This window comes from Sphingomonas sp. PEI4 (assembly GCF_056679955.1).
Map to the genome: position 1 here is coordinate 1 of NZ_JBWXPI010000004.1, position 24,873 is coordinate 24,873.

The following is a 24,873-nucleotide window of genomic DNA, read 5'->3' on the forward strand; positions in this document are numbered from 1 at the left end:
ATGGATTCGCGAGAAGTCGCTCTCACCCAGGGCAAGCTGTTCGACTATCTCGACAGCCCGCTGCACGGCAAAGTCCGTGGCGAGCAGAGTATCATGGACTTTCCACTGTTCTCGTTAGCGAAGCGGCCTCAGATGGAGGCCATGACCTACGAGATGGACGGCGTCAAAATCGAGATCAAGCCCAGTTCGAGCGGTATCGCGACGATGTGGGATAAAGAGGTGCTGATCTACGTCCTGTCGTTGATGGTGCAGCATATTGGTCGGACCGGGGGTGAAGTACAGAATGTCTTCACCTTCAATGCACATGACTTCTTCCGGGCGACCGGCGTCGGACGCCCATCGAAGCGTGATTACGATCGCTTCATCGAAGCGCTCGGTCGTCTGCAGGGCACGCAGATCCGCACGAACATCAAAACTGGCACCGTGGGGACGAAGGGCTTCTTCTCCTGGTTCGCGGAAGCGCAGGCGACCACTCGCGAAACGGCGAGCGGCGTCGATCAACTCATGCCGGTCCGCGTCCAGCTCTGTGACTGGCTCGTCCGCGCGGTCTCGCGTGACAGCCGTATCTATGACTACCACAACGACTATTTCCGTCTCGGCCCGATCGAACGACGCCTTTATGAATTGGCGCACTGCTACTGTCGTGATGAAGAATATGAAATGCCTCTGGAAATGCTGGGTGCGAAAATCGGCTCCACGTCGCCGCTCCGCACGTTGAAAAGTCAGCTGAAGAAGATCGCGGCCGAGAATAAAATGCCCAGTTACTCAATCGAAGTGCGGGAAGTTGTTCCGGAAGTCCCTGCGCGGGATAAACTAGGCCGACGGGTCGGGAAGCCCGAGACGGTCGTCGTGATGAAGCCCAAGGATCGTTTGACAGGAGGTCGAGCCGCGTTGGCCGCCTGATATAGATCCATATGCCTGACGTCCTGCGCGACTAGCTGCGGCAGACGCGTCCCGTCCGGCTTTGGAAGATGGCTTAGCGGTAGCGATGCTTCGTCGGGCACAAGGCGTTCAGAGGAGAGGGAGCCTTCGGCTTGTTGCTCCGGTGATGATCACCGGGCGACAAGAAGGAAGCCCTCGATGCGCACCTCAGCCGCAGCTCTCGAACTCGACTTCACCGAACCCTCGATCACGGCCGCCAAGGCGGTCGCCGACACCATCGCCAGGAATGGTTCGCTCCAGCGCGACACGCTGCTGTGGGTCATGGAGCAAGCCTATGGCGGATCCTCGGCCGACGGTCGTTGGTCGCTACGCGACGCTTACGACATGCTCGAACTCGCCGAGGTCATGCACCTAGCGAAGGCCGACCTGCCATCCACTCCGGGCGATTGCCTTGGCGCACTGACCGCGCTGGTCGCCGGCCTGCCCACGCATACCGTTCGCAGCGAAGAGCAAATCGAGCTCCAGCAATTCTCCACCCCTGCCCCGATCGCCTACCTCGCTGCGCTCGCCGGTAGAATCGCGGCCACGGATCTGGTCCTCGAACCGTCTGCCGGGACAGGCCTGCTCGCCGCCTTCGCGCACCGCGCCGGTGCGCGCCTGATCCTCAACGAGATAGATCCGGCGCGCGCTGAGATGCTCGCTGCCGCGTTCCCGGGCGTCGCTGTCACGCGGCACGACGGCGAGCTGATCCACGATCTACTCGAACCAACGATTCGGCCAACGGCCGTCCTCATCAATCCTCCCTTCTCGCGCAGCATCGGTCGCCACGCCGACCGCCAAGCAGCGTTCCGGCATCTTCGCGCCGCCTTGATGCGTCTCGGCACCGGAGGCCGTTGCGCCGCCATCCTGCCCGGCCGCGTCGATACATCGAGCCGCGCCTGGGCCAAGGCGACCGAGGGCTGCACGCTGACGCTGCACCTCGAACTGCCGGCGAACGCCTATGCGAAGCATGGCACCAGCCAGACCGTGAAGATCATGGTGTTGGAAAAAGGTACCGGCATGCCGGCCGAACTGATCCGCTGCGCGACGCTCGCCGAGGCGCTCGCGGCGATCGCGGCAAAGGCCGCTTCCCCCGTATCCGCGCCTGTCCCGCGCACCGCCTCGCTGCTCGCGCGCCCTGCAGGGCGCAGCTCGCTGCTTGGCGGTCTCGCGAATAAACCGCGCCTGAGCGCACCGCCCGCAAAAGCCGCGCGGTCGCAGACCGCGACCCCGATCGATTACACCGTGTTCGCCGAGCCACTCCCGACCGGCGAGTCTGTCGGTGTGTACCTGCCATACCGGCCGAGCCGGATCGCGATCGTCTGCGCATCGGCGCATCCAACCGCTCTGGTGGAATCGATCGCCATGGGCTCGATCACAGCGCCACGGCCGACCTACATCCCCACGCTCCCGCACGCCGTCGTCGATGCGAAGACGCTCTCCGACGCGCAGCTCGAGACGTTGATCTATGCCGGCGACGCCTTTGAGCGCGACATTCCCGGCCTGTTCAAACCTGTCGAGGAGGGGCTCTCGATCGCACCGTCCGAGGATGGCCGCCCATACCGGACCGGCTTCTTCCTCGGTGACGGCACCGGCGCCGGCAAGGGCCGCCAGGTCGCCGCTATCATCCTCGACCAGTGGCTGCGCGGCCGTCGCAAGCACATCTGGGTCTCCAAGACCGAGACGCTGCTCGAAGATGCGCGTCGCGACTGGACCGCCGTTGGCGGTCTCGCGCTCGACATCCAGCATCTCAACCAGTGGAAGCTGGGCTCGCCCGTAGGCGCGGCCGAAGGCGTGCTGTTCCTCACCTATGCGACGCTGCGCTCCAATCGCGGTGACAAGGGAACGCGGCTCCAGCAGATCCTTGAATGGGTTGGCGACGACTATGACGGCATGATCGTTTTCGACGAGGCGCACGAGATGGCCGGTGTCGCAGGTGGCGAAGGCAGCTTCGGCACCAAACAAGGCTCCGACCAGGGCATCGCCGGCGTCCGTCTCCAGAACCTCCTCCCGCGCGCCCGCGTCCTCTACGTCTCCGCGACCGGTGCATCCGACGTCAACAATCTTGCCTATGCAACGCGGCTTGGCCTGTGGGGTCCGGGCACGGCGTTTGCCGATCGCCGGACCTTCGTCGACTCCCTGCGCCGGGGCGGTATCGCCGCGCTGGAGCTGATCGCGCGCGACCTGAAAATGCAGGGCCTCTACGTCTCGCGCGCGCTGAGCTTCGCCGGTGTCGAATACGATATCCTCCAACACAACCTCACACTAGACCAGATCGAGGTCTATGACGCCTATGCCGATGCGTGGGCGATCATCCACAGCAACCTGCGCGCGGCGCTGGACGCGACCCGCGTGACGGACAGCTTCTCGAACGACACCTATAACAGCGGCGCCAAGGCGGCCGCGCTGTCGATCTTCGAGTCCACCAAGCAGCGTTTCTTCTGCCAACTCCTGATCGGCATGAAGCTGCCCTCACTCGTTCCCGCGATCCGCGCCGATCTCGCGCGCGGCGAGAGCGTGGTGATCCAGCTCGTCTCGACGTCCGAGGCGATGCTTAACCGGGCACTGGCCGCGCTGACCGTCGAAGAACGCGCCAATCTCGACATCGAGCTTTCCCCCCGCGAGTTCCTCATGTCGTACCTCACGGCCGCCTTCCCGGTGCGGCAGATGAAGACCTTTGTCGACGAGACCGGCAAAACCCGTTCCGAACCAATGTCGGACGAAGACGGCCGCCCCGTCTTCAGCCAGGAGGCGCTCGAGATGCGCGACAACCTCCTCGAGCAGCTCTGCGCACTGCCCATCGTCGGGTCCGCGCTCGACCATATTATCGGGCATTTCGGCACCGATGCGGTCGCCGAGGTCACGGGGCGTAGCCGTCGCGTCATCATGGACGCGCACGGTCGCCAGCGCGTCGAAAGCCGCTCGCCCCGTACCAACTTGGCCGAAACCGACGCCTTCATGCGCGGTGCCAAGAAAATCCTGATCTTCTCCGACGCTGGCGGCACCGGGCGCAGCTATCATGCGAGCCTGACGTGCGAGAACCAGTCGCGCCGCAATCACTACCTCCTCGAGCCGGGCTGGCGTGCTGACGCCGCCATCCAGGGGCTCGGACGCACGCACCGCACCCATCAGGCGATCGCACCGCTGTTCCGGCCGGTGTCGACCGACTGCCGCGGCGAACGTCGCTTCATCTCGACGATCGCACGCCGGCTCGACAGCCTAGGCGCGCTCACCCGCGGGCAGCGCCAGACCGGCGGTCAGGGCCTGTTCGACCCCCGCGACAGTCTCGAAAGCGACTATGCCAAGGAATCACTCGAACAGTGGTTTCGCCTGCTCGCCAATGGCAAGCTTCGCTCGACCACGCTTGACCAGTTCCAGAAGCTCACCGGCCTCGAGCTGGAGGGCGAAGGTGGCGGCCTTAAGGAAGATATGCCGCCCATCCAGCGCTGGCTCAATCGCATCCTCGCGCTGCGCATCGCCATGCAGAATGCGATCTTCGACGAATATCTCGGGCTGATCGAAGCCCGCATCGAAGCGGCCAAGGATGCTGGCACGCTGGATCTCGGTGTCGAGAGCATCAACGCCGAGCGCATCACAATCCTCGACCGTAGCGTCATCCGTCGTGACGAGACCAGCGGTGCCGAGACCGAGATCCTCCGGTTGGAGACCGAGGAACGCTACAAGCCGCTCGCGCTCGCGTCCGCGTTGCAGATCCTCGACGAGGACTCCCGTCCGATGGTGAACCGGAAGTCGGGCAAGGCCGCGATTCGGAGCAGCACTTATTCGCTGACCGACGACGATGGCGAGATCGTGCGCCGCTACGAGCTGGTCCGCCCCACGCGTACCGAACGGATGCGTCAGGATCTTCTTGTCGAGACGATGTGGGAGGAGGCGAGCGAGGAGGAGTTCTCGACATTGTGGCAGGCCGAGGTCGAGGAGATGGCGGGGAAAACCCGCACCAATACGCTCTACCTCGTCACCGGCCTGCTCCTACCGGTATGGGACCGCCTGCCCGACGATCACGTCCAGGTCTGGCGCTTGAACACCGATGACGGCCAGTCCTTCCTTGGCCGCATCGTCCCTGCCCCGCTCGTCGCCAAGCTCGCGGACGCTTTCGGCATCGCGGCGACCATCACCGTCTCGGGTGCCGAAAACGCCAAGCACGTCATGACGAGCGGCGAGATCGCGATCGTGGGCGCATACAGGCTGAAGCGCAGCCTGGTCGCCGGCCAGCAGCGCCTCGAGCTACTCGACTGGCCTCACACGCGACTGCCTGAGCTGAAGGCCGCCGGGTGCTTCACCGACATCATCCAGCACAAGACGCGGATGTTTGTACCCGTGGCCAGCGCTGCAGCCGTGATCGACCGCATCATCGCCTGACGAACCAACGACTTCCTCCCCGCTCGATCGAAGGGAGGGGAGGGAGCCTTCGGCTTTGTGAGCTTGATGAGCAGGCTTGCGCGACCGTCTGACGCGGCGCGCCAATTCCAGATGGAGACGACCGGTGATCCAGTCCGTGAAGGTCAAGAACCTTTCGCTGTCGAAAGACAATGTGCGCAAATCCAACCGCGAGGTCGGCATCGACTCCCTCGCCGCTAACATCGCTGCCCAGGGGTTGTTGCAGAACCTCGTCGTTACCCCGCTCAAGAAGGCGGGCACGTTCACCGTCAAGGCAGGCGGTCGCCGCCTTCGGGCGCTTCAGCGCCTGATCGAACAGGGCGCCCTCCCCGCTGACCACACCGTCCCGGTCCTGGTACTGAGCGATGACGACAACGCGACCGAGGCGAGCCTTGCCGAGAACTTCCAGCGCGTGCCGATGAACCCGGCCGACGAATGCACCGCGTTCAACTTCCTGATCCAGAAGGGCATGACCGCCGAGGACGTCGCCAAGCGTCAGGGCGTCACCACCCGCTTCGTCGAGCAGCGTGTCCGTCTCGCGGAACTGGCACCGTGCGTCTTTGAGGCGCTCGCGGCCGGCGAGATCACCCTCGGCGTGGCGCAGGCTTACGCCGTCACCACCGATGTCGACCGTCAGGCCCGCGTGTTCACGCAGATGAGCAACTCGTACTATGGCGATAATCCCGACAATATCCGCCGCGCCATCCTCAACGGCACCGTCAAGGCGAACGACGCCAAGGCCCGCTTTGTCGGTCGCGATGCCTATGTCGCCGCAGGCGGACGTATCGAGGGCGACTTGTTCGCGACCGAAGGCGATGAGAACTGGATCGACGTCGACCTGATCGAGATGCTCGCCGCCAAGAAGCTGGAAGCGGCCGCTGCCGAGCTGGCGCAGGCGGAAGGTCTCGCGTTCGTAACGCCGATCGCGGCGACGCACGTTCCCTACGACCTCGAGCGCCAGCTGCACGAGTTTCACGCCCCTGCCCGCGCCCTCACCGAGGACGAGACCGCGCGTGTCGAAGTTCTGTCGGCCGAGAACGACACGCTGATCGACCAGCTCGAGCAGGAACTGCCCGACGGCAGCGCCGAAGCCGAGGCGGCGAACGCGCGCATCGAGACGATTGAGCGGGAACTGGAGACCATCGAGGACGCCCGGCACGAGATCGATCCGGCGCTGAAAGCGCAGATCGGGACGTTCGTCTATATCGGGGGCGATGGCGAACCTCGCGTCCACACCCGCCTCTTCAGCGAAAAGCCGGTCGTGGATCCGAACGCCCCGCCCAAGGAGTCGGGCGGTGCAACCGGGGACCGCGATGCCGGCGACGCCGAACAGGGTCCGAAGCTCAGCGCCACGCTGGTCGATGAACTGGCGACGCAGCGCCGCCAGATCCTCGTCGCTCATATCGCCAGCGACCCGGGACTCGCACTCGACCTGACCATCTTCCTGATGGCGCAGAACGTGGTGTTCGAGCAGGCCCACATCCCGACCCACTCGACGCTGAAGTCGAGCGCCGCGGGCTTCCCGATCTTCGCCTTCCGCGACGAGGGTTCGATGGCGTCGCAGACGATCGACGACCAGCGCCAGCGGCTCGACACGAGCTGGGCGGGTCTGCCGACCATGACCGCCCGCTTCGACGCCTTCCGCGCGCTCGACGACGAGGCCCGGGGCGCTTGGGTTGCATACTCGATAGCACGAACTCTCGAACCGACGCTTAACGTTGCCGAGGGCTATCGGAGCAACGGCTTCCACGACCATCTTGGTCGCCTCCTCCACATCCAGGTCGAGAATTGGTGGCGCCCGACGGCCGAGAACTTCTTCGGTCGGGTCAAGAAGACCGTCATGCTCGACGCGCTCGAGGAGATTGGAGGCCCGATCCTGCGCGGCCGCTACAAAGACGCCAAGAAGGGCGACCTTGCCGGCACCTGTGCCTCGCTATGCAACGGCCAGGGCATCGTCGAAGCCGAGATCCGCGATAAGGCGACCGCCTGGTTGCCCGACGCGATGCGTTTCGACGGAATCGAGAAGGAGGCACGCACGCCACTGCGCTCCAGCTTCGTCGACGACGAGACCGGCATCGATCCGGACGAAGACGAGGATACCGACCTCGACACCGGTGACGACGCAGTGATCGATCACGAGGAAGAGGAGGATTTCAGCCAAGCGGCCTGACGCCGGCTTGCACATTTCGAGGCACCTGGGGGCGGCACTCTTCGCGCGAGTGTCGCCCCTCTTTTTGTGACCCGGCACCGCCCTTCCGGAGGGATGGATGCTCACGCGGGTTTGCCTCAACCCAATCAGGAGAACGATCGTGGCACAGACCACCGACAAGCCCTCGCCTGCCGACATCATCACCAGCACGATCATCGACAAGCTCGAATCCGGGGTGCGTCCCTGGGTCAAGCCATGGCGCCCCGGCCTTGGCGGCCGTCCGCTGCGCGCGACCGGCGACCCCTACAAGGGCATCAACTGCTTCTGGCTGTGGCTGTGTGCCGAGGGCGCGGGCTACAACTCGCGCACCTGGATGACGTACAAACAGGCGCAGGCTCTTGGCGGCCAGGTCCGCGAACGCGAGCGCTCGCAGATCGCGATCTTCTACAAATCCTACAGCAAGACCGTCGAATCCGTCGTCACCGGCGATACGACCGACGAAATGCGGCGCGTGCTGCGCTCCTACGCCGTGTTCAATTGCGACCAGATCGACGGGCTGTCTCCTGACTTCTACCCGAGCCCTGTCAGCATCGTGCCCCCGGCCGATGCGCTGCCCGTTCGCGCGCAGCGCTTCCTCGATGCGCTGCCGGCAACCGTCCAGATGCGCGGCGATCGCGCGTTCTACGACCGCACCGCCGATAGCATCACCATGCCGCCCGTCGAGCTATTCTCGGCCCGCGCCTACTTCGCGGCGACGCTCGCCCATGAGGCTGGCCACTGGACCGGCCATCCCGACCGGCTCGATCGCACGTTCGGCAAGCGCTTCGGCGACGACGCCTACGCGTTCGAGGAACTTTGCGCCGAGATGACCTCAGCGCTGCTCGGTGCCGATCTTGGTCTGCCGACGTCGCATATGGACGACCATGCCGCCTATATCGGCTCGTGGTTGAAGGTGCTGCGCAAGGATAGCCGCGCGATCATGACCGCCGCGGCGAAGGCAGAAGCGGCAGCCGGCTATCTACTCCGCGCAACCGGCCTCGACGCCTCGGCCGAACCCGAGGAACAGATCCGTGAAGCAGCATGACCGCTCCGGCCGCCCTCCCCGACCTCGGCGCCTACCGGCGCTTCGTCGTGGCATTCAGTGGCGGCAAGGACAGCCTTGCCGCCCTGCTCCACCTCCTCAGCCTCGGCGTGCCGGCACACGCGATCGAGCTGCATCACCATGATGTCGATGGCCACGGCCCGACCTTCATGGATTGGCCGTGCACCCCCGCCTATGTCCGCGCGATCGCCGAGCATTTCGGCATAGCGCTCTACGTCTCGTGGCGCGAGGGCGGCTTCGCGCGCGAACTGGCGCGCGACGACGCGCCGACCGCGCCGATCGCGTTCGAGACGCCAACCGGCATCGGCCGTGCCGGGGGCAACGGCCCTACCGGCACGCGCGGGCTCTTTCCCCAGATGTCTCCCGATCTTCGGGTGCGCTGGTGCAGCCCCGCGCTGAAGATTGACGTCCTCGCGGCCGCGATCCGGAATCAGCCGCGCTTCCTTGACGGCCGCACGCTCGTCATCACCGGCGAGCGCGCCGAGGAAAGTCCCTCGCGTGCGCGCTATGCGACGTTTGAGCCGCATCGCACCTCCACCCTCGCGCGTGCAGTCGATCATTGGCGCCCAGTCCATGACTGGACCGAGCGCCTGACCTGGGACGCGATCTCGCAAGCGCGCATCCGCCCCCACCCGGCCTACGTCCTGGGATGGGGACGTCTGTCGTGCCGAGCCTGCATCTTCGGCTCACCGGACCAATGGGCGACGCTCCGGCTCGTCTACCCTGCCGCCTTCCGACGGGTGGCGGCTCGCGAATCCGCGAGCGGGAAGACGATCCATCGCTCGCTCACCGTCACGCAGCTCGCTGATCGCGGCACGGCGTTCCCGGCTGCAACACTCCATCCCGACGAATTGGCGCAAGCCGATGACCCGGTCTGGCGTCTCTCGATTCTGACGGATCGCTGGACGCTCCCTGCCGGTGCCTTTGGCGACCATGCAGGCCCGCCATGAACGCCGCCACGCGCGTCGATCTCATGGACCTGCTCGGTCCCACGCGGGAAGACCCGCTGTGGGAAGCCGAGAAATCGGGATGGCGCTGCTTCGTCATGGGCAACGACCGTTGCCATTACCACCGAGCGAGCAAGCTCCGCACGGCTTGGCAATACGGCTATGACGCAGCCTCCCGCTCGGCCGACCCTGTAGGAGGGATGCTCTGACCAAGGCCCGGTTGACGGAGGAGAGGGAGCCTTCGGCCTTTTGAGCGCGCGTGTGCGCTCAGGAGGTCCGGCCATGCTCTACGACACTCACTACCGCCACAAAGAGGCGCTTTCCCCCGACGCGCTTGGCACCCTGCCCGCAGCACTACATGCCCTGAACGCGGGCGTCGACGACTGCAAGCGTGCCGGCAAGCCGATCGACCGCGATGCATCGGTCCTGCTGCTGATCCGCAACCTGGCGTCCGTCGCCGAACGTGGAGCGCCCAGCACCAACGAACTGCGCCTGCGCTGTGCGGAAGATCGGGGTACCGTCATTGCAGGATCCGCGCTGCTCGACATCGCCGGCAACAGCGTCGTCGGCGACGGAGCGGCGAAACGTACCTTCCATCGGCAGGCACGCCTCGCGCTCGCTTCGCTCGCCGAGACAATCGGCCTCGAGGCCCATGACGTCCGTATCGATAGCGACATGGGGGGTATCGCGGACGATGGCACGACCGAGCTGCGCCACGCCGATCTCTCGATCCGGGTGCGGCCGCACAGCTTCCTCCCCGACAGCGAGATCACCTTCAACCGCTGCCGGGGCGGCGAACACGCTGGCCCCGTTCAACGCGCGCCGATCGCCGAGCTGCTGGATGCAGCCACGTTCCAGCGCCGGCTCACCGCGACGGTTGGCGACGTGGGCGCTCCGCGCCTCGCCGCTGCCGCCTGATCCTCACGTCATCGGAGACTTATCATGGGTTGGCTCTTCATGCGCGATATGGGCGGCCACGCCTCCGCGCGCTCCTATCTCGATAACCAGTTCACCTATCAGCGTGACACGCATCGCCTGACCGTGCTCGCATCGGCCATGGTCGGATCGACCTATTACGCCGCTTGCGAGCGCCTGACGGACGACGCCGAACGGATCGTGTTCGGCATCGTCTGCCTCACCAAGACCAGCACCGGCGCACGCGACGGCTGCACGTTCGGGTACAAGGACATGGATGAAACGGTCGGGCCGAACGAAAGCGAGTGCCCGGCCGCGATCCTCGACGAACTGACCGCTACGGACAGCGAATATGCCTTGGCCTGGCGCGCGCGGTGCCGCGCCAATCTGCTCGCGAAGAAGCTCGACCGGGCCAAGCCGACCCCGAAGCCTGGGCAGATCATCATCTTCGATGAGCCCATGCGCTTCAGCGACGGCGGCGACCGCACCCGCTTCGAGGTGGTCGCCAACCCCAAGGGCAAGACGCCGCTGTTCCGCGACCCGGAAAGCCGCGCGATCTGCCGCATCCCGGCGTTTCGCAAGCGCGCCTACCGCATCGTTCATGCGGCGATCATCGTCCGGGATACGACCAATGGTTGATCGCCCGCCCGTCATCGCGGCTTGGGGGGCCGGCGTCGACTCCACCGCCATGATCGTCGAGCTCGCCGAACGCGGCGAGCCCGTCGACATGGTTCTCTTCGCCGATCCCGGCGCCGAAAAATCGGCGACCTATGCGTTCATCCCCGTGTTCCGGGCCTGGATGTCGGAACGCGGCATCCCATCCGAGATCGTCCGCTACCAGCCCCGCAACTTCAAACACTGGCCGCCCTATGCGGGCATCGCCGAGAACATGCTGACCAACGCCACCCTGCCCTCCGTGGTATTTGGTGGCGGGTCGTGCAGCCAGAAATGGAAGGCGGCCCCGCAAGATGCCTGGACCGCCCAGTGGGAACCCGCGCGCCGCTGCTGGGACGCAGGCGGGCGCGTGGTAAAGCTGATCGGCTACGACGCCTCGGGACGCGACACGCAGCGTTACCATCATGCGGTCGGGTGCGAGGATCCTCGCTACGCCTACCGCTACCCCTTGCGGGAATGGGAATGGTCGCGCGCCGACTGCGAGGCGCGCATCGTGTGCGCCGGACTCCCCGTCCCGCCCAAATCGAGCTGCTACTTTTGTGGCAGCATCAAGCCCGACGAGGTGCTGGAGCTTTCAACCGAGGAGTTGCGCATCATCGTTTTGATGGAAGCGCGAGCCAAGCCTCGCCTTCGCAATGTCGAGGGCCTGTGGCGCAAGCCGGTGCTTGGCCGTCGCGGTGCGACGCCGCGTCCCGGCAGCATCACCGAGTTCATCCGCGAACGCGGCCTCCTCTCACCGGCCGAAGTCGACCGCATCATCGAGACGGCGCCCTTGGCGCTACTCGATTTTCAGGCCGCGCAGGCTGCACTTCTCCCTGAGCAACGCGTCCCGATGGGGCGCTGGCTCGACGACTTTCATCTCGCGTCCAACGCGCTGGTCGAAGACCATCACCATGGTACTGAGATTCCGGCGAACTCTGCACCGAACCGGCACTGACTGCCTGTGGCGTCACCTTTGCCGAGGGTCACGAGGACCACGGATGGACGATGGCGCTGGAGTTTCAGGCGCATCTCAATCGCGATTGGAACGTCGGCGACCACGCGCGCGAGATCAGCAGCATCCTCTCCGCTGGTCGCTTCGGGACCCACGCCCACGAAGGCTGGCCCGCTCTCGCCTTTCCGGCCGAGCGTCCCCGCTACGAATGACCCGAACCGCTTGGGTCTCCAATTTTGCCAACCTTCAGAAGTCCGGTCTCATGAAGACCTTCACTGACCCCTTTCGAATACCCTGCCCATTACCGTGCGGAAATCACGGTCGAGGCGGAAGATGTCGTCAGCGCCTGCCGCTCCGCTTGTCGATGCGTCGCATACGACCGACGGGTGGAAGAGCCTTGGTATGGGGCATCCTACGTCGGCAGCGCTTGTCGCTGAAGGTGTGGACGTCGCGCCTTAGCGCCTTGTCCTCGATGGCGGCGCTGCCTCCGCCCTGCCCGTCCCGGGCCTCTTCTCGCAAGCTACGGCGTGCGTGGGCTATGCCGCGACCCGGAGCGAGGATCTGGTCGACCCGCTTGCGCACCATGGTCGATGCGATCGGCGCCGATGGAGCGCCCACGGATCACCCCAGCGGCGATGGTCCGCTTGTGTGCAACGTGGCAGGCGCTTCTCAACGACATCGCGACGTTCGGGTTGAGCCCCACGTCAACCGTAGCAGCAAGCGTGGTCACGTCTGCGCCTGACGCCACCTGACGCCCGACAGCCCTCCGCCAGAGAGATGCGGCCCATGGGCGGCCGCGAGACCCCCGCAACCGCAAAAATCCGGGCCGAGTTGCCGCTTTGCGGCTGCCCGCACCACCCCGGTTTTTTGGGTTTCCCTCCGCTTCGCGTCGGTGCGGGCGCCCCTCATTCGGCTGCCCAGGAGGTGCGCATCCGGCGGATAGGCCGCCGGCCTCGATCAGATGAAGGGCTTGACCCCATGACCACTTCCCTCGCTGCCGCACTCTCCGATCTGGAGCTTGGACACCTCGAACCCCGCGCCGAAGACATTTCAGGCATGTGCCCGCCCTCGACCGAAGCACTGGAGCAGACCACCACCGCCATCTGGAGCGACCTATTCGCAACCCTCCAGAACACGTCGCTCGAGCGCGACATCGAGGAGATGGGCTGGGGCCTAGTCAACCTCTTCCACCGGGCCGCGGCGAAGAAGCACGCGACCATCGACCGTCTCACCGACGAGATCAGGCTCCTCCTGGCCGAGCAGGACGGTTCGGAGATCAACACCGCCAACCTCGAGGACAAGATCGACCTTGCCAAGAAGATCGAGGAGGCCGCCACCTGCTACGAACACATGCGCGACACCGCAGCGGCTCACTATATCCGCGAGACCGGCCGTTCCTGGATCCCGTCGACCGGCAACCGCATTTCGCTCGGGGTTACGTCGGCAATCGTTGACGGACGCGCCTTCCTCCAGGCTCGGCGCGAGCGGGTCCGCGACGCCAACACTGCACAGGGCACGCCCGTAGTGTTTGCCGGGGGACGGCTGACCTTCCGGACCGATGAGGATATGAAGGCGTTTGGCGACAATCTGCTGCGTACCCTGGGTGCGGTTCGGGAGCGTGTCGGCGACATGTATCTCGTCCATGGCGGCGACATGAAGGGGATCGAGCGCATCGCGGCGTCGTGGGCCGAGCAAAACGGCATCCAGCAAGTCCGCTTCGGTCTCGATCGCAAGCTGGGTGATCGTGCCGGCTTCCGTCGCAACGAGCAGATGCTCTCGCTGAAGCCCCGCTACGTCATCGCCTTCCAGGGTAACGGCGTGACCGAGCGTCTGGTCATCGACGCCAAGAAGGCCGGCATCCGCGTGGTCGATCGTCGCGGTCCGCTGGGGACCCCGCCCGCAGCTCAGAACGCTCAGCGCGACCGAGAGGTCGCCTGAGCTTCGGCGAGGCCGCTGGCAAAGCCAGCGGCCTCGCCCCTTGCCGCCTCCCCCCGATTCCACTCACTTCCACCCCATCTGGGAGCAAACCGATGCCTCGCCCAACCCGTAACAGACGGCTGCGCATTGCGGTCGCTTCGCGTTTCGCGTTTCGCGCTTCGTCTGACGGCGATACCTGCCACGTCGTCATGACGGACAATCGCAGCGCTCCTCGCGCGAGCGGCAAGAGGCTTTTCGTCACCGTCACCGTCACGGTCGCCGGCTACGGCCCCCCGCCTGCACGGTGAGAACGCGGATCGCGCTGTCGAGGCCATGATCGGTCGTGCAGGCTTCCCAGGGCGCACAGCCGAGCGGTGATGACTGGTTACTAAGGGCAGGCTCGCGAAGGTTCGGGGCCGATAGTGTCGCGACCAGCGCGCTATTCCGCTTCGCTTCACCGAGCCCCTTAGCCGGTCTTGGCCCATTCGGGTGACGATCGACTGACGGGGGCTTACCGCGCCCGCATCGCGATTCCGACGCGGAGCGGTTCCGTGGGGCGAGGCCGGAGTCTGCCCCGCGCCGTGTGCCTCTCGTTCAGGCCACACGCCACCTCACCGCGTTGGTCTCTGCGCCGGCTTCGCCGCTCTATACCAGGGGGGATGCGCTGCCGGAATCACGACAGCCGCGTTCGGTTCCTGCCGTCCGGGCGGGGCGTTGCGCAGCACGACCCCCCCATCGTCATCTCGACACGCACGACGCGCGCGCCGTGACGGCGAAAGGCGGCACCAAGGTCCACGCCGCAACCATCATCCTTCACGACAGACACCGGCGCAGGGCGCGAGCACCAGCGAGGGAGGGTGTCAGGTCCGCCCGGATAGCGGGATCAAGGCATAGTGGCACTGCCGGACGAGCAACGCGACAAGGGCGTCCTGCTTCACGGTTCCATGTCCGTTGCCCGCCGGGGGGTCCATCCCCTCTCTTTCCTGAACGACCTAATCCGGCCGTCCACCCCCTCCAACCCGCGATCGTTCGGGCCGAGTTGCCGCTCCGCGGCTGCCCGCACCACCCCTTCGATCGGGGTTCCCCTGCGCGTCTTCGCGCTCCGGTGGAGAGGGCGTCCTGGCCGTCTTTTTTGGTGTTCAGTCGAGGGGACGGACCCCCCGGCGAGCAAAAAAGGAACCTCGAAATGCAGAACCTCGTCATCCTCGCCGGCAACGTCGGCGCCACGCCTGAAGTCCGCACCACCCAGGGCGGCACCAAGATCACCAACTTCTCCCTCGCCACCTCGCGCCCCAAGCGCGACCAGGACGGCAAGACCATGAAGGATGGCGAAGGTCGCCGGGTCGAGGACACCGAATGGCACCGGATCACCTGCTTCAACGGCGTCGGCAAGACCGTCGCGCAGTATGTCGAGAAGGGCCAGAAGGTCATGGTCCGGGGCCGCATCCACTACACCCGCTGGACCGACGATCAGAACATCGAGCGCTACGGTGTCGAGATCATCGCCGACGAAGTGACCTTCCTCTCCTACGGCAAAAGCCGCCAGGAACGCCAAGGCGCCGCGCAGGACGATGAGGCGGATGACGTCCCCTTCTGAGGGAGGCAGTACGGGCCCGGAGCTGACGCTCCGGGCCTCTTCTCGCGTTCACCGGCAATCAGGACCGCAAGGTCACAAGTTCACGAAAACACAGCTACACCGCGCGCTTGAGCTGTTCGAGTTGCTTGTTGTCCGGCACCGTCTCCGTGAGACGTTGCTGGAGCATGCGATCGTCGAAAGGCTTGCCGATGCACGTTGCTTTGTCGGGCATGTCCCCCGGACATGGCGTCACGTTGCCGCTTGTGAGCACGATCTCGATCCAGGGCCAATACTCGGCAACGTAATGGGTTCGCGCGAACCCGTCGCTGTCGCCGGGCATCGCCACGTCGGAGAACAGGAGCGTCACACCGTCGGCATCATCGCCCATGAAGGCCTTAGCCTCCTCGACCGTACCCGCTTGGTGAAAGTTAAAACCCGCTACCTCCGGAATGTCGCACGCATGCCTGAGAATGAGCGGATCGTCGTCGACTACCAATGCATAGAGGACGGTAGGGATCGCCATTCAGTCTAAAGCCTTATCATGAAGCCGGGTAGCCTTGGGTTGCTGTCTCGAAACGAGTTGGCGTCTCCCGGCAAAGCCGGGACCGTCGCTCTATTCCGCTTCGCTCCACCGAGCCCGTAGCCGGTCTCGGCCCGTTCGGGTGACGATCGACTGACGGGCGCGCAGCGCGGAAACTTCTTTCCGGAAAGCGGCAACGTCCTTCCATCTTGGCCCGGCCTGGGCTGCACCGCCGAGCAGCGCACTGTGCCCGTCGACATTGGAGCGCAGAGAAGGGGCACGGACTGGGCAGGTGTCCACCGCGCCTGCGCGATGGGGCGCGTCTCCGGCGACCCAGCGTTGCGTCGCGACGCTTCGTGCAGGCGGGCTTCACCCCGCTCTTGAGGCGCAATCCTTGGGCCGGCTCAGGGCCTTGTACGATCAACCCGCAAGGGGTCCGGGCGCTTCGCTACGGCTTTTTTCGCATGCGAAAAAAGTGATCGCGGCCCTTCCCCGTCCTGTCGGGCGCCTGTCGAGCGGGGATGAACCCCGCCGGCTTCACAGGAGCCTCGGACATGTTCAACGATATCTGGATCGCCCGCAAAAACGCCATGGGCCTCGCAAGAACCTTGATGGTGGCAACCATGGTCATCGCCGTCGGCACCCAATATTCCGTCATCACCGCCGAAGATCACGACAGCTCGCTCACGATCGTCAACGAGTACGACCCTTACGCCTGAGCCTCCCGGGGGGCTTCGGCCCCCCTCCCCTCCCCTCCCCGCGCTTCAGCCGTGAAGGCGGCGGAGCGGGCATCGAGCCCGCCCCGCCGCCGCTGCGCAAGCACGGCAGCGCCGCCGGACGAAGGGCTTCTGCCCCCTTCTATCCACCGCTTGGGTGCGGGATCCAAATTCAGACGGTATCTCTTCCGGAGGCGGGCAATCAGCTCCACGCCGTCCGGACAGGCGGCAGTTCCTCGAACATCTTCATCAGCCGCGGGTCGCGCAGGAGCGTCACCCATTCGCGGCCATAGGTTCGCGACGCCAGATAGAACGTAGACCCTTCGCACTCGACCATCCGACAGCGCTCCAGCTTGTCGACCAGCGAATAGTCAGACCCGTGGCGTGCCACGATGTCTTCCAACTCGGCCCGCATCAGCGTCCCGCATTTGCAGCACCGGGTCCGGACCAACGCCTTCATCCGGAGCATATCGCCAGCGCTGTCCATCCAGCGGGGCCACAGGGCAACGATGTTGGCAGCCGTTTCCATGATCGAACGATACGCCGCGATCGGCGTGGTCGTCCAGCATCAGCCTCGACGTGAAGTCTCCCCGTGTCGACGATCCGCGCGGCATTTCGGGCTCGTACGTCCTGGCCGGGGCGCTCCCCCGCGCAAGCCCGCCAGCGGGCTTCTCCACTCCGTTTCGACCCTATGGGTGCGCGAGCGACCTATGCCCCGGCCGTCCTGTCGCCTGTCGAAAGGCCCCGATCGTCGGGGTCAATGGCAGGAGACCATCATGGCCGAGCAAACGCCCCAATCGAACCACGCCAAGGGTGGCGCAGCGGAGATCGCCCGCCTCAACGACTGGCTGCGCGAGCATCTCACCGCCCCGGGCAACAACCGTGTCGTGATGACCAGCGGGATCGCAGACCTGATCGGCGACATCAGCCTCTTCCGGAACTTCCGCAAGCGGGCGGAGCTGCTCCGCGCGGTTCGCGACTTCGATGCCTTTGACGACGCGATCGATCCGTACGGCGAGCACGACCTGGGCCGGTTTCGGTTTGAAGGCACCGACTGCTACTGGAAGATCGACTATTACAATCACGACCTGAGCGCGGGCTCGGATGATCCGGCAGATCTCTTTAAAACCACGCGCGTCCTAACGATCATGCGCGTCGACGAACGCTGACGCGTCGCCCCGGCGTAGTGGCGCCGGGGCTTCCCATTTCTGCCGAAAGGCTCGGATCATGAATGTCGAGACCCCCCCCTCCACGCTCGTCGATCAACGCGGCCGAGCGCGCGCGGCGTGAACACGAGGTCGCCCTCGCTCGGGGAAACGTCCGTCATGAAGCGGCATTCTTCCCGATGAGATCGAGTGCCTCAATGCCCGTGACCTCGCCGCGGAGTTCGATAGCGACCAGCTGACGGTCGCGATTTGGGCAACGACGGTTGTACGGGAAGGGTGATTGGCGCGCGTGGGAGGCAAGACCGTCGCTAGGGTCGGCGCCTCCCCTGCCCTGCCAACGTCGGAAAGGCTCTGTCGTCGACTCTGTCCATCGTGACGACCGGGCGGAGCCAGCGTCAAGGATGCGCGGTTCCCCCAATTTTGACGCGGCCTTCGCTGCGCTTCGACCACGACAAAATCGGCACCCCCACGCCCCGCTTGCGCGGCCGCTGCGCGGTCCTGTGACCCTGACCCCACCCGATCGTCAGCCGGCATCCGTCTCAACGAACAGACGGAGGTTCACATGCACGTGCAAACCGCACGCACCCAGGCATGGCTCGCTGAACTTGCAAGCATCCAAGCGGAGATCGCAGCACACGGGATGCCCGAGCGGGCACCCCTCCCCGCAGTAAAGCGAACTCGCAAGCTCAAGCCGCTCTGGGAGGAATGAGCATCGTCCGGGCGGCCTCGGCCGCCCGATTAGAAGATTGGGTCTTCTTCTTGAGCGTCGTTGTATCCGGTGTGGTGCAGGTCGTGTCGAACGAGATCGGGCCGTGGGTACTTCACGATCGATTTCGCCATTTTGCGCTTTGGTGAACGCCGATCGCGTTTGTCGCGTTCGGCGTCTCAATCTTTTGTCGATTTGTGGCTTTGCACTGCGGTTTCATCAATTGATTTGGCGACACGCGAACTGAGGGAATTTGTTCCTTCGTCTGGTAGCTGCTTGGTAGCAACGAGCTAGCGACATTGTAGCGACCTGATCGCGGATTGCGTTCGGGTAGCAACCCGATAGCTACGATCTGGCATGTTCATACACGGTTGGTAGCCTTGCCTCTCGCGCGTTTACAACCGCGTCTCGACGGTATCGCAAGGGCGAGCATCGCTGGTTGGTAGCAAGCAGCAACACGCTACCAACCAGATCGCCAGCACGTCGCCTTCCAGTCGCAACATGGTCGCATCCAAGCTGCAATCGGCTCGCGATAAACTCGCTACCAACTGGCGGCCTAGTTGCGATCAAATCGCAATTATACCGCAAGCTGCTCGCTGTCAGATTGCGTCAAAGTCGCTAGACGCTAGCTGCTAGGTTGCGATATAGCCGCTTCATGAACGCTGGCTGCTACATGGTAGCAACCTGGCCGCAACGGGAGAGCAGCATGCCAGTCATCAGCTTCGTGTCGCCGAAAGGCGGGGTGGGCAAGACCACCGCGACATTGTTGCTCGCCGGAGAGTTGGCGGAGGCGGGGGGTACCGTACGCCTGATCGATGCTGACCCGAACCTTCCGCTGGTCGACTGGGGCGAGTTACCGGGACGACCGGATGCGATAACTGTCGTGGGGTGCCGCGACGAAAACGCGATCATCGATGAAATTGAGAGGGGCGCGTCGGAGGCGCGCTTCACACTCGTTGACCTCGAAGGCGCGGCGACCGCGACCGTCACGTTCGCAATCGCGCAAAGCGATCTGGTGATCATTCCTTGCAAGGGGTCGCATCTGGATGCCACCCAGGCTGCCCGCGCTATCAAGCTCGTCAAGCAGACTGCGCGCGGCACCAGGACAGAGATCGATTATGCGATCCTGTTCAGCCAAATCCCGCCGGCGCTGCGCTCGAACAATCAGAAGGACATCGCGGAGCAGTTCAACGATGCTGAAATTCCAGTCCTTCCGGTCATGATCTACAATCGCGAGGCCTATCGCGCGATGTTCGCCGCTGGTGGAACGCTTCGCACCATCAACGACAAAGGCGTCGGTAACATGAAGGCAGCGCTCGAGAACGCCGAGGCCTATGCGGCAGCGGTGATCGCAAGGCTGCGTAAGGCGCGTAGCGTGAAGGAGGCAGCATGACCCGGTCCCGGCTCGATCTCTCGGAGTTCGATGATACGCCCCCGAACAAGGATCCAGCCAAGCTACGCGAGATCAGCGACGGGGCCGGCTTTCCGTCGCGTCCGGCTGTCCCAGCTGTAGCTGCCCCGCCTGTAGCGGCGCCCGTGCCTCAAGAGCGTCCCCAAGCCGGGACATTTCAACGGCCGCCACGCGTAACCGGCAATCGCAATATCGCGATCAACGTGAGGGTAGATCCCGAGACCGCTGCGAGACTCTATGCTCTTCGTGACGCCGACCCGGCACGCAAACGCGTGCTCGCCGACGTCGTCGCTGATGCGGCGCTTTTGCTTTACGAACGCGAGATCGATGGCGCTAGTCAATAGGTAGGGCAGGGGCCTTGCATGGCCGTTAGCGCTGCGACGCAACCCAATCCTGGTTGACCGCCCGCGCGCCGCAGAACCTCGTTAAAGGCGGCCCCACGATCGAATGGATAGGGCGTGATACCCCGCTTGGCAGGACCGAGACGGCGACCGAAACACCATACGAACGGCGCCAGCGTGCAGCGGCGCACGGGCGATTGCCGGCCACCGACACGACGCAATCTGCGGTCGGCCGGCAGGGGAGGGGACAGCCTGATTTGGCGCCGTCAATCTGCTTTCGGATATCCTGCTCGGCCGCGCTGAAGCGAGCGCCGGCCTTGAGCCCCCGTCAAAGGAACGCCCGGACAGCCCGTGGCTACCAAGATTGGGGCATCGTTACGTTCGATCCCACCCAATCCCGTTACCGCATAGAATGGCGGATCGAAGGTCATCCCTTGCCCACGCTCAGTTCGATCAAATCCCATCGGTTTCCGTAGAGGTCTTCGAAGACCGCCACCGTGCCGTATGGTTCATGTCGAGGCGCTTCGACAAAACGGATGCCCCGCTGCGTGTTAGCGAGGTGGTCACGGGCAAAGTCGTCTGTTTCGAGAAACAGGAACACGCGACCGCCGCTTTGATAGCCGATCGTCTCACGTTGCCGGTCGCCAACAGCTCGCGCTAGTAACAGTCCGTTCGCCGCACCATGCGACGCGACCACCACCCACCGCTTGTCATCAGTCAGCGCGGTATCTTCACGCACTTCGAAGCCAAGCTTCTCGACGAAGAAGGAGAGCGCGGTGTCATATTCGTCGACAAGGAGAGTGGTCAGGTTCAAGCGTTGAGGCATCCGATGAGGCTGCCCTAATCTGGATGCCAAGCCAACGCCGGCTTCTCGTCCGGAGGGTGGATCGGGAAGTCTAGCGTAGCGACGCAAGCTGGCCTGCCACCGCTTTGCCGCCGTGTTTCGAGATAGCCGTCGCGATTGCCCGGGCATCCGCTTTGTCGATCGCTGCAATTTTAACCCGCTCGAGCGCTGCGGTAAGAACCGGACGACCAGCGTCTCGAGCCGTCTGCTCCGCCGCCTTTGCCTGTTCGTCCAGATGAGCAAGTTCCGCTTTTAGAACTTCCCGCCGAGCCTCGATTGTTGCGAGATCGACGGCGTTTCTTGTTCGGGCCATTCTTCGAATCCGGTTCCAATAGAGAACAACTTAGGAGGTTGCGGGCAATCCAGGAAATAGCAGTTAGCCGTGCCTAATCGTGCAAACGCCTTGCGCCGGGACCACAACGCCGAAAGCTACTTGTCGCAAGCGCACAGTCAATCACTTTTCACCTCCGCGTTTGGAGCGATTTAGCTCCAAAGAGGTCGTTGTTTTATGAGGATAGGCAATTACTAGGGATGGCAGGATATGCCTCACGGCACCAATGTTTAACATTGGCTTGTGGGGGCCGCTGCACGGGGCTTTTAGGATGAATGTAGGCCTGCGGTTGAAGGACGAATTGGTCGCCGAGATCGACCGCGTTGCCGCGGCGAATGGGCAAACCCGCAGCAGCTGGATGGAAAGCGTACTGGCCAACGCCGTGCTGGCCCCGGAGAACGATGACATCCCGGTGCTGCCAATTCAGGGCAGGGGGCATCCCGACGACCTCGTTCGCGTCACCGTCCGACTCGACCGGAGCGAGGTCGAAGGCATCGACACCGTAGCGGCGCCGATGAAGATGACGCGAAACGAATGGATCAAACGCACGCTTCGCTGGCAGCTTTGGGACAAGGCGGGCGTGCTGAGGCTGGCTCCGGCCACCCAGGTTGAGATCGTCAAATTGCGCAAGCAGGTGCTTCTGATCGGCCGAAACATCAACCAGGCGGTCCACGCGATGAACGCAGCGAACCAGCCCGAAAGCTCGCTCGATATCGCCCGCATCGCCGGTCCCTTTATCGAAAAATGTGAAGAGCTGAACGCGCTGCTGTTTACGACCCGGCTGGCCCTCTCGGCCGTGATCGGGGCAGAGGTCGGGTACTGGACCGAAACTCACCGAGGTTCAGTAGCGTGAGCTTCCGCTTCTCTTCCGGAACGATGGACTCCATGGCGGGCGTCTTCGCGCCGCCGAAGAAGTACCGCCTCGGGACTGGAGGCGGCAGCGCAAAGGGCCCGAAAACGGGGGGCACAATGCTCGGCCTTGCCGTCGCATCGATGTTCCCGAAGGCCGCATCATCTTTGGCCACTTCGCGTCCCAGTGCGCAGGCGAAACATGCTTTCGGGGGAGGACCGCAGGCCCGGATGAGCGGCCGGGCGATCATGGCTGCGGATCGCACATCACGTCGAGTTCCAGAGGTTATGGTGCGGATCACGGGGCGTCAGCATGGCGGCGGACACGTCCTTGCCAACTTCGCCTACATCAGTCGGCTGGGGCATGGTCCCGACGAGGAACTCGGGCTTGAAACCGGCGAGGGCGTCGTGCTGCGCGACGGACGGGACATGCAGATTCTCGCGAAGGATTGGCACAACTTCGAGATGGACGGGGACGCCAGACGCAAGGGTGCGACGTCCATATCGATGATCCTTTCGATGCCGTCGGGGACCGATCCGGAGCGTCTGAAAGCGGCAGCTCTGGATTTCGCAGCCGAGGAGTTTGCGAACCGGTCGTGGGTTGCCGGCCTTCACGTCGATCGCGACCATCCGCACGTTCACCTCACGATCGCACGTCGCGATTACGATGGGCGCCGCTTCCATCCGGACCGGGATGATCTGTTTCGATGGCGGCAGCGCTTCGCCGAGAAGCTCCGCGAACGCGGCATCCAGGCCAACGCCACGCCGACCAGAGCGCGCGGTATCGACCCCGCGCATGAACACATCGCGGTACGGAAGATGCGCGACAAAGGGCAGGTTCCGCAGATCGATACGGGCCGCGCCGAGCGCGCCCGGCGCCTTCGCGACCAGGGTATTTCCGACCCGGTCGAGGCCGTTCTTGCAAGTCGGCAGGCCATCGTTCGCGCGACCTATATGCGATCCGTCGCGGAGCTGTCGGCTTCGCATTCCCTTGCCGATCAGGTGGTCGCACAGAGCCTCGAACGGTTCGTCGCGGCATTGCCGCCGCCCGAGCCCAACTCCGCCCGGGCGATGCGTGCCGTTTCACCGTCCCGCAGGCGCGACGCGGTCGTCGATGCTCGGACGCGCCCGGCTGTTGCGGACCCCGGGCGCGATCCGATCACCGCAGCACTGGAACGTTCACGCGTCATGCGTGGAAAGCTGGAGGCCAAGCAAGCACTCCGGGAGAGCCCCGAGCGGACCGAAGACACTCCGCATGAACACCGACCCTCAGTGGTATCCGAGCGCCTTCGTTCGCTTATGGCCGAGGCCGAACGGCAGGCCACAGCACCGACGCCAAGCAAGCCGGAGGAGGTCCTTCGCGAGATATTGGATCGTGATCGCTCAACTCTGGACCGCGCGCGTTCGCCGGATAGGGGGAGGCCAGAACGATGAGTACGGACCAGGTAAGCGTTGCTCTGGCGGGCGTTCTGGACGCGTTGACGCTCGTTCAGGAGCAGCTCGATGCGCTGACCGAGAGCAGCCAGCGCATTGAGGCGACACACAAAGAGATCGTCAGCAGGCTCGACACGATCGATGCGGGCCAGGCCGCCGTGACGGATCTAACGCCGATCCTCGAGATGATCCTAGCGCGATCGATCGACGATCGTGAGATCATGAAAACGCAACTGGGTACGATTGCGGCGGCGATCGGCTTCGCCCATGCCGCCGCTAACGGTAACCGGGCACCCCTGCCTGTCGCAGTAGCCAGCGATCCGCTCCTCGAGCGCTTTATCCTAACCCAGCCTGCGGATCTGGCATCGAAGGAACGGGCTTTGACGGACTGGCGCAACGCCGCGTCGACCACCACCACCGCGGAGCTTATCTCTTTCCTGAACCATCAGCAGCAGCCCTCACCAACGGATACCTCAGAATCCCGGGTCCTGCGCTACCGCCTGGTGGCAATTACGCGGGCCGAGATCAAGGGGAGGGGGGCCGCGCCGCCAGGACCGCCGGACACCACGGTTGCGGGCGATCGAACGGCCTCGGCTTGCATGATCCGGTCCCACCAACTTGCCGGCCTATGGCGAGCAGGGGAAAGCGCAGCGCTATACAGTGAACCCGAACTGGCAGGCGCAATAGATCTCTTCGACGATACGGAGCGCAGGCTGGGGTCTGCGGCTGGTGTGGATTTTCCACCCGAGCTCGGCTCGCTTCACAGCGATCTAGCAACCCGCATCGAGGCAGGCGAACGGCCGAGCATAGGTGACAGTGGCCCGGCTTACAGCAGCGAACGTGCGACTACGGTCGAGCCCAGCAAGGACCGTTAGACGGCGTCCGGTAGAGTGAATTGACGGCTTCCGACCAGATTACGAAGTTCACTGGCGTTTCGCCAATGTCCGGATCGGACAGGAGCGGCCGCCCGAGCGTCACGAAACTGTCTGCCGGCACTCGCCAAGTCCCGGTCGTTAGCGCC

24 protein-coding genes are annotated in these 24,873 nt (G+C 64.5%); 20 read left to right on the top strand and 4 right to left on the bottom strand.

Features of this window, described 5'->3' with window-relative positions; genetic code table 11:
• From AC1MLZ_RS22255 to AC1MLZ_RS22315, 13 genes are all read left to right on the top strand, one after another.
• The coding region (locus AC1MLZ_RS22255) for a replication initiator protein A (RefSeq protein WP_480962131.1) at positions 1-903 on the top strand (903 nt) is incomplete at its 5' end.
• Between the two features lie 177 nt (positions 904-1,080).
• The gene (locus tag AC1MLZ_RS22260; protein ID WP_480962132.1) at positions 1,081-5,301 is read left to right on the top strand and encodes a strawberry notch-like NTP hydrolase domain-containing protein; all 4,221 of its coding nucleotides are present in this window, start codon (positions 1,081-1,083) and stop codon (positions 5,299-5,301) included.
• 124 nt (positions 5,302-5,425) lie between these two features.
• Positions 5,426-7,489, top strand: coding sequence for a ParB/RepB/Spo0J family partition protein (locus AC1MLZ_RS22265; RefSeq protein ID WP_480962133.1), 2,064 nt, complete (start codon positions 5,426-5,428; stop codon positions 7,487-7,489).
• A 139-nt stretch (positions 7,490-7,628) separates the two neighbouring features.
• Positions 7,629-8,552 (top strand): ArdC family protein, encoded by a 924-nt coding sequence (locus AC1MLZ_RS22270; RefSeq protein ID WP_480962134.1) that lies wholly within the window; start codon positions 7,629-7,631, stop codon positions 8,550-8,552.
• The gene (locus AC1MLZ_RS22275; protein WP_480962135.1) at positions 8,549-9,520 is read left to right on the top strand and encodes a phosphoadenosine phosphosulfate reductase domain-containing protein; all 972 of its coding nucleotides are present in this window, start codon (positions 8,549-8,551) and stop codon (positions 9,518-9,520) included. Before AC1MLZ_RS22270 ends, AC1MLZ_RS22275 begins: the two co-directional genes overlap by 4 nt.
• A complete protein-coding gene (locus AC1MLZ_RS22280; protein WP_480962136.1) occupies positions 9,517-9,726 on the top strand; it encodes a hypothetical protein in 210 nt (69 codons plus the stop codon). The genes AC1MLZ_RS22275 and AC1MLZ_RS22280 overlap by 4 nt, the downstream gene beginning before the upstream one ends.
• A 73-nt stretch (positions 9,727-9,799) precedes the next feature.
• Positions 9,800-10,435, top strand: coding sequence for a hypothetical protein (locus AC1MLZ_RS22285; RefSeq protein WP_010165183.1), 636 nt, complete (start codon positions 9,800-9,802; stop codon positions 10,433-10,435).
• A gap of 24 nt (positions 10,436-10,459) precedes the next feature.
• Positions 10,460-11,071, top strand: a complete 612-nt coding sequence (locus AC1MLZ_RS22290) for a DUF6927 domain-containing protein (RefSeq protein WP_480962137.1) — start codon at positions 10,460-10,462, stop codon at positions 11,069-11,071.
• Positions 11,064-12,044 carry a hypothetical protein gene (locus tag AC1MLZ_RS22295; RefSeq protein ID WP_480962138.1) on the top strand — a complete coding sequence of 327 codons (981 nt, stop codon included), beginning with the start codon at positions 11,064-11,066 and terminating at the stop codon, positions 12,042-12,044. Before AC1MLZ_RS22290 ends, AC1MLZ_RS22295 begins: the two co-directional genes overlap by 8 nt.
• Positions 12,045-12,094: 50 nt before the next feature.
• Positions 12,095-12,253 (top strand): hypothetical protein, encoded by a 159-nt coding sequence (locus AC1MLZ_RS22300; protein WP_480962139.1) that lies wholly within the window; start codon positions 12,095-12,097, stop codon positions 12,251-12,253.
• A 766-nt stretch (positions 12,254-13,019) separates the two neighbouring features.
• A complete protein-coding gene (locus AC1MLZ_RS22305; protein ID WP_121905584.1) occupies positions 13,020-13,979 on the top strand; it encodes a DUF2493 domain-containing protein in 960 nt (319 codons plus the stop codon).
• A 92-nt stretch (positions 13,980-14,071) separates the two neighbouring features.
• The gene (locus AC1MLZ_RS22310) at positions 14,072-14,266 is read left to right on the top strand and encodes a hypothetical protein (protein WP_480962140.1); all 195 of its coding nucleotides are present in this window, start codon (positions 14,072-14,074) and stop codon (positions 14,264-14,266) included.
• 878 nt (positions 14,267-15,144) lie between these two features.
• Positions 15,145-15,555 (top strand): single-stranded DNA-binding protein, encoded by a 411-nt coding sequence (locus AC1MLZ_RS22315; RefSeq protein ID WP_037527256.1) that lies wholly within the window; start codon positions 15,145-15,147, stop codon positions 15,553-15,555.
• Between the two features lie 94 nt (positions 15,556-15,649).
• Here the strand turns inward: AC1MLZ_RS22315 and AC1MLZ_RS22320 are convergent, their stop codons facing one another.
• Positions 15,650-16,057 carry a response regulator gene (locus AC1MLZ_RS22320; RefSeq protein ID WP_183937263.1) on the bottom strand — a complete coding sequence of 136 codons (408 nt, stop codon included), beginning with the start codon at positions 16,055-16,057 and terminating at the stop codon, positions 15,650-15,652.
• Positions 16,058-16,608: 551 nt separating this feature from the next.
• Here AC1MLZ_RS22320 and AC1MLZ_RS22325 point away from each other — a divergent pair.
• Positions 16,609-16,773, top strand: a complete 165-nt coding sequence (locus AC1MLZ_RS22325; protein WP_183937264.1) for a hypothetical protein — start codon at positions 16,609-16,611, stop codon at positions 16,771-16,773.
• Positions 16,774-16,972: 199 nt separating this feature from the next.
• Here AC1MLZ_RS22325 and AC1MLZ_RS22330 read toward each other — a convergent pair whose 3' ends face one another.
• The gene (locus AC1MLZ_RS22330; RefSeq protein ID WP_480962141.1) at positions 16,973-17,299 is read right to left on the bottom strand and encodes a hypothetical protein; all 327 of its coding nucleotides are present in this window, start codon (positions 17,297-17,299) and stop codon (positions 16,973-16,975) included.
• A 247-nt stretch (positions 17,300-17,546) separates the two neighbouring features.
• On the opposite strand from AC1MLZ_RS22330, the gene AC1MLZ_RS22335 reads away from it, so the two are divergent.
• The 3 genes from AC1MLZ_RS22335 to AC1MLZ_RS22345 all read left to right on the top strand — a co-directional run bounded on the left by AC1MLZ_RS22335 (position 17,547) and on the right by AC1MLZ_RS22345 (position 20,397).
• A complete protein-coding gene (locus tag AC1MLZ_RS22335) occupies positions 17,547-17,939 on the top strand; it encodes a DUF3768 domain-containing protein (protein WP_480962142.1) in 393 nt (130 codons plus the stop codon).
• A 1,409-nt stretch (positions 17,940-19,348) separates the two neighbouring features.
• Positions 19,349-20,035 carry a ParA family protein gene (locus tag AC1MLZ_RS22340; protein ID WP_183937802.1) on the top strand — a complete coding sequence of 229 codons (687 nt, stop codon included), beginning with the start codon at positions 19,349-19,351 and terminating at the stop codon, positions 20,033-20,035.
• Entirely contained in the window at positions 20,032-20,397 is a 366-nt protein-coding gene (locus tag AC1MLZ_RS22345; RefSeq protein ID WP_133192393.1) for a hypothetical protein, read from the top strand. The genes AC1MLZ_RS22340 and AC1MLZ_RS22345 overlap by 4 nt, the downstream gene beginning before the upstream one ends.
• A gap of 424 nt (positions 20,398-20,821) precedes the next feature.
• On the opposite strand, the gene AC1MLZ_RS22350 is transcribed toward AC1MLZ_RS22345, so the two are convergent.
• Entirely contained in the window at positions 20,822-21,220 is a 399-nt protein-coding gene (locus AC1MLZ_RS22350; RefSeq protein WP_183937804.1) for a VOC family protein, read from the bottom strand.
• Between the two features lie 70 nt (positions 21,221-21,290).
• Complete coding sequence (locus AC1MLZ_RS22355) at positions 21,291-21,551, bottom strand: hypothetical protein (protein WP_183937806.1); 261 nt, start codon at positions 21,549-21,551, stop codon at positions 21,291-21,293.
• 289 nt (positions 21,552-21,840) lie between these two features.
• Here AC1MLZ_RS22355 and AC1MLZ_RS22360 point away from each other — a divergent pair, with 289 nt between their 5' ends.
• Genes AC1MLZ_RS22360 through AC1MLZ_RS22370 form a run of 3 tightly spaced genes read left to right on the top strand, consistent with a single transcriptional unit; the run spans position 21,841 to position 24,727 of the window.
• Positions 21,841-22,422, top strand: a complete 582-nt coding sequence (locus AC1MLZ_RS22360) for a hypothetical protein (RefSeq protein WP_480962143.1) — start codon at positions 21,841-21,843, stop codon at positions 22,420-22,422.
• Positions 22,419-23,852, top strand: a complete 1,434-nt coding sequence (locus AC1MLZ_RS22365; protein ID WP_311725918.1) for a relaxase/mobilization nuclease domain-containing protein — start codon at positions 22,419-22,421, stop codon at positions 23,850-23,852. The genes AC1MLZ_RS22360 and AC1MLZ_RS22365 overlap by 4 nt, the downstream gene beginning before the upstream one ends.
• Complete coding sequence (locus AC1MLZ_RS22370; RefSeq protein WP_037529360.1) at positions 23,849-24,727, top strand: hypothetical protein; 879 nt, start codon at positions 23,849-23,851, stop codon at positions 24,725-24,727. Before AC1MLZ_RS22365 ends, AC1MLZ_RS22370 begins: the two co-directional genes overlap by 4 nt.
• Positions 24,728-24,873 lie beyond the last annotated feature (146 nt).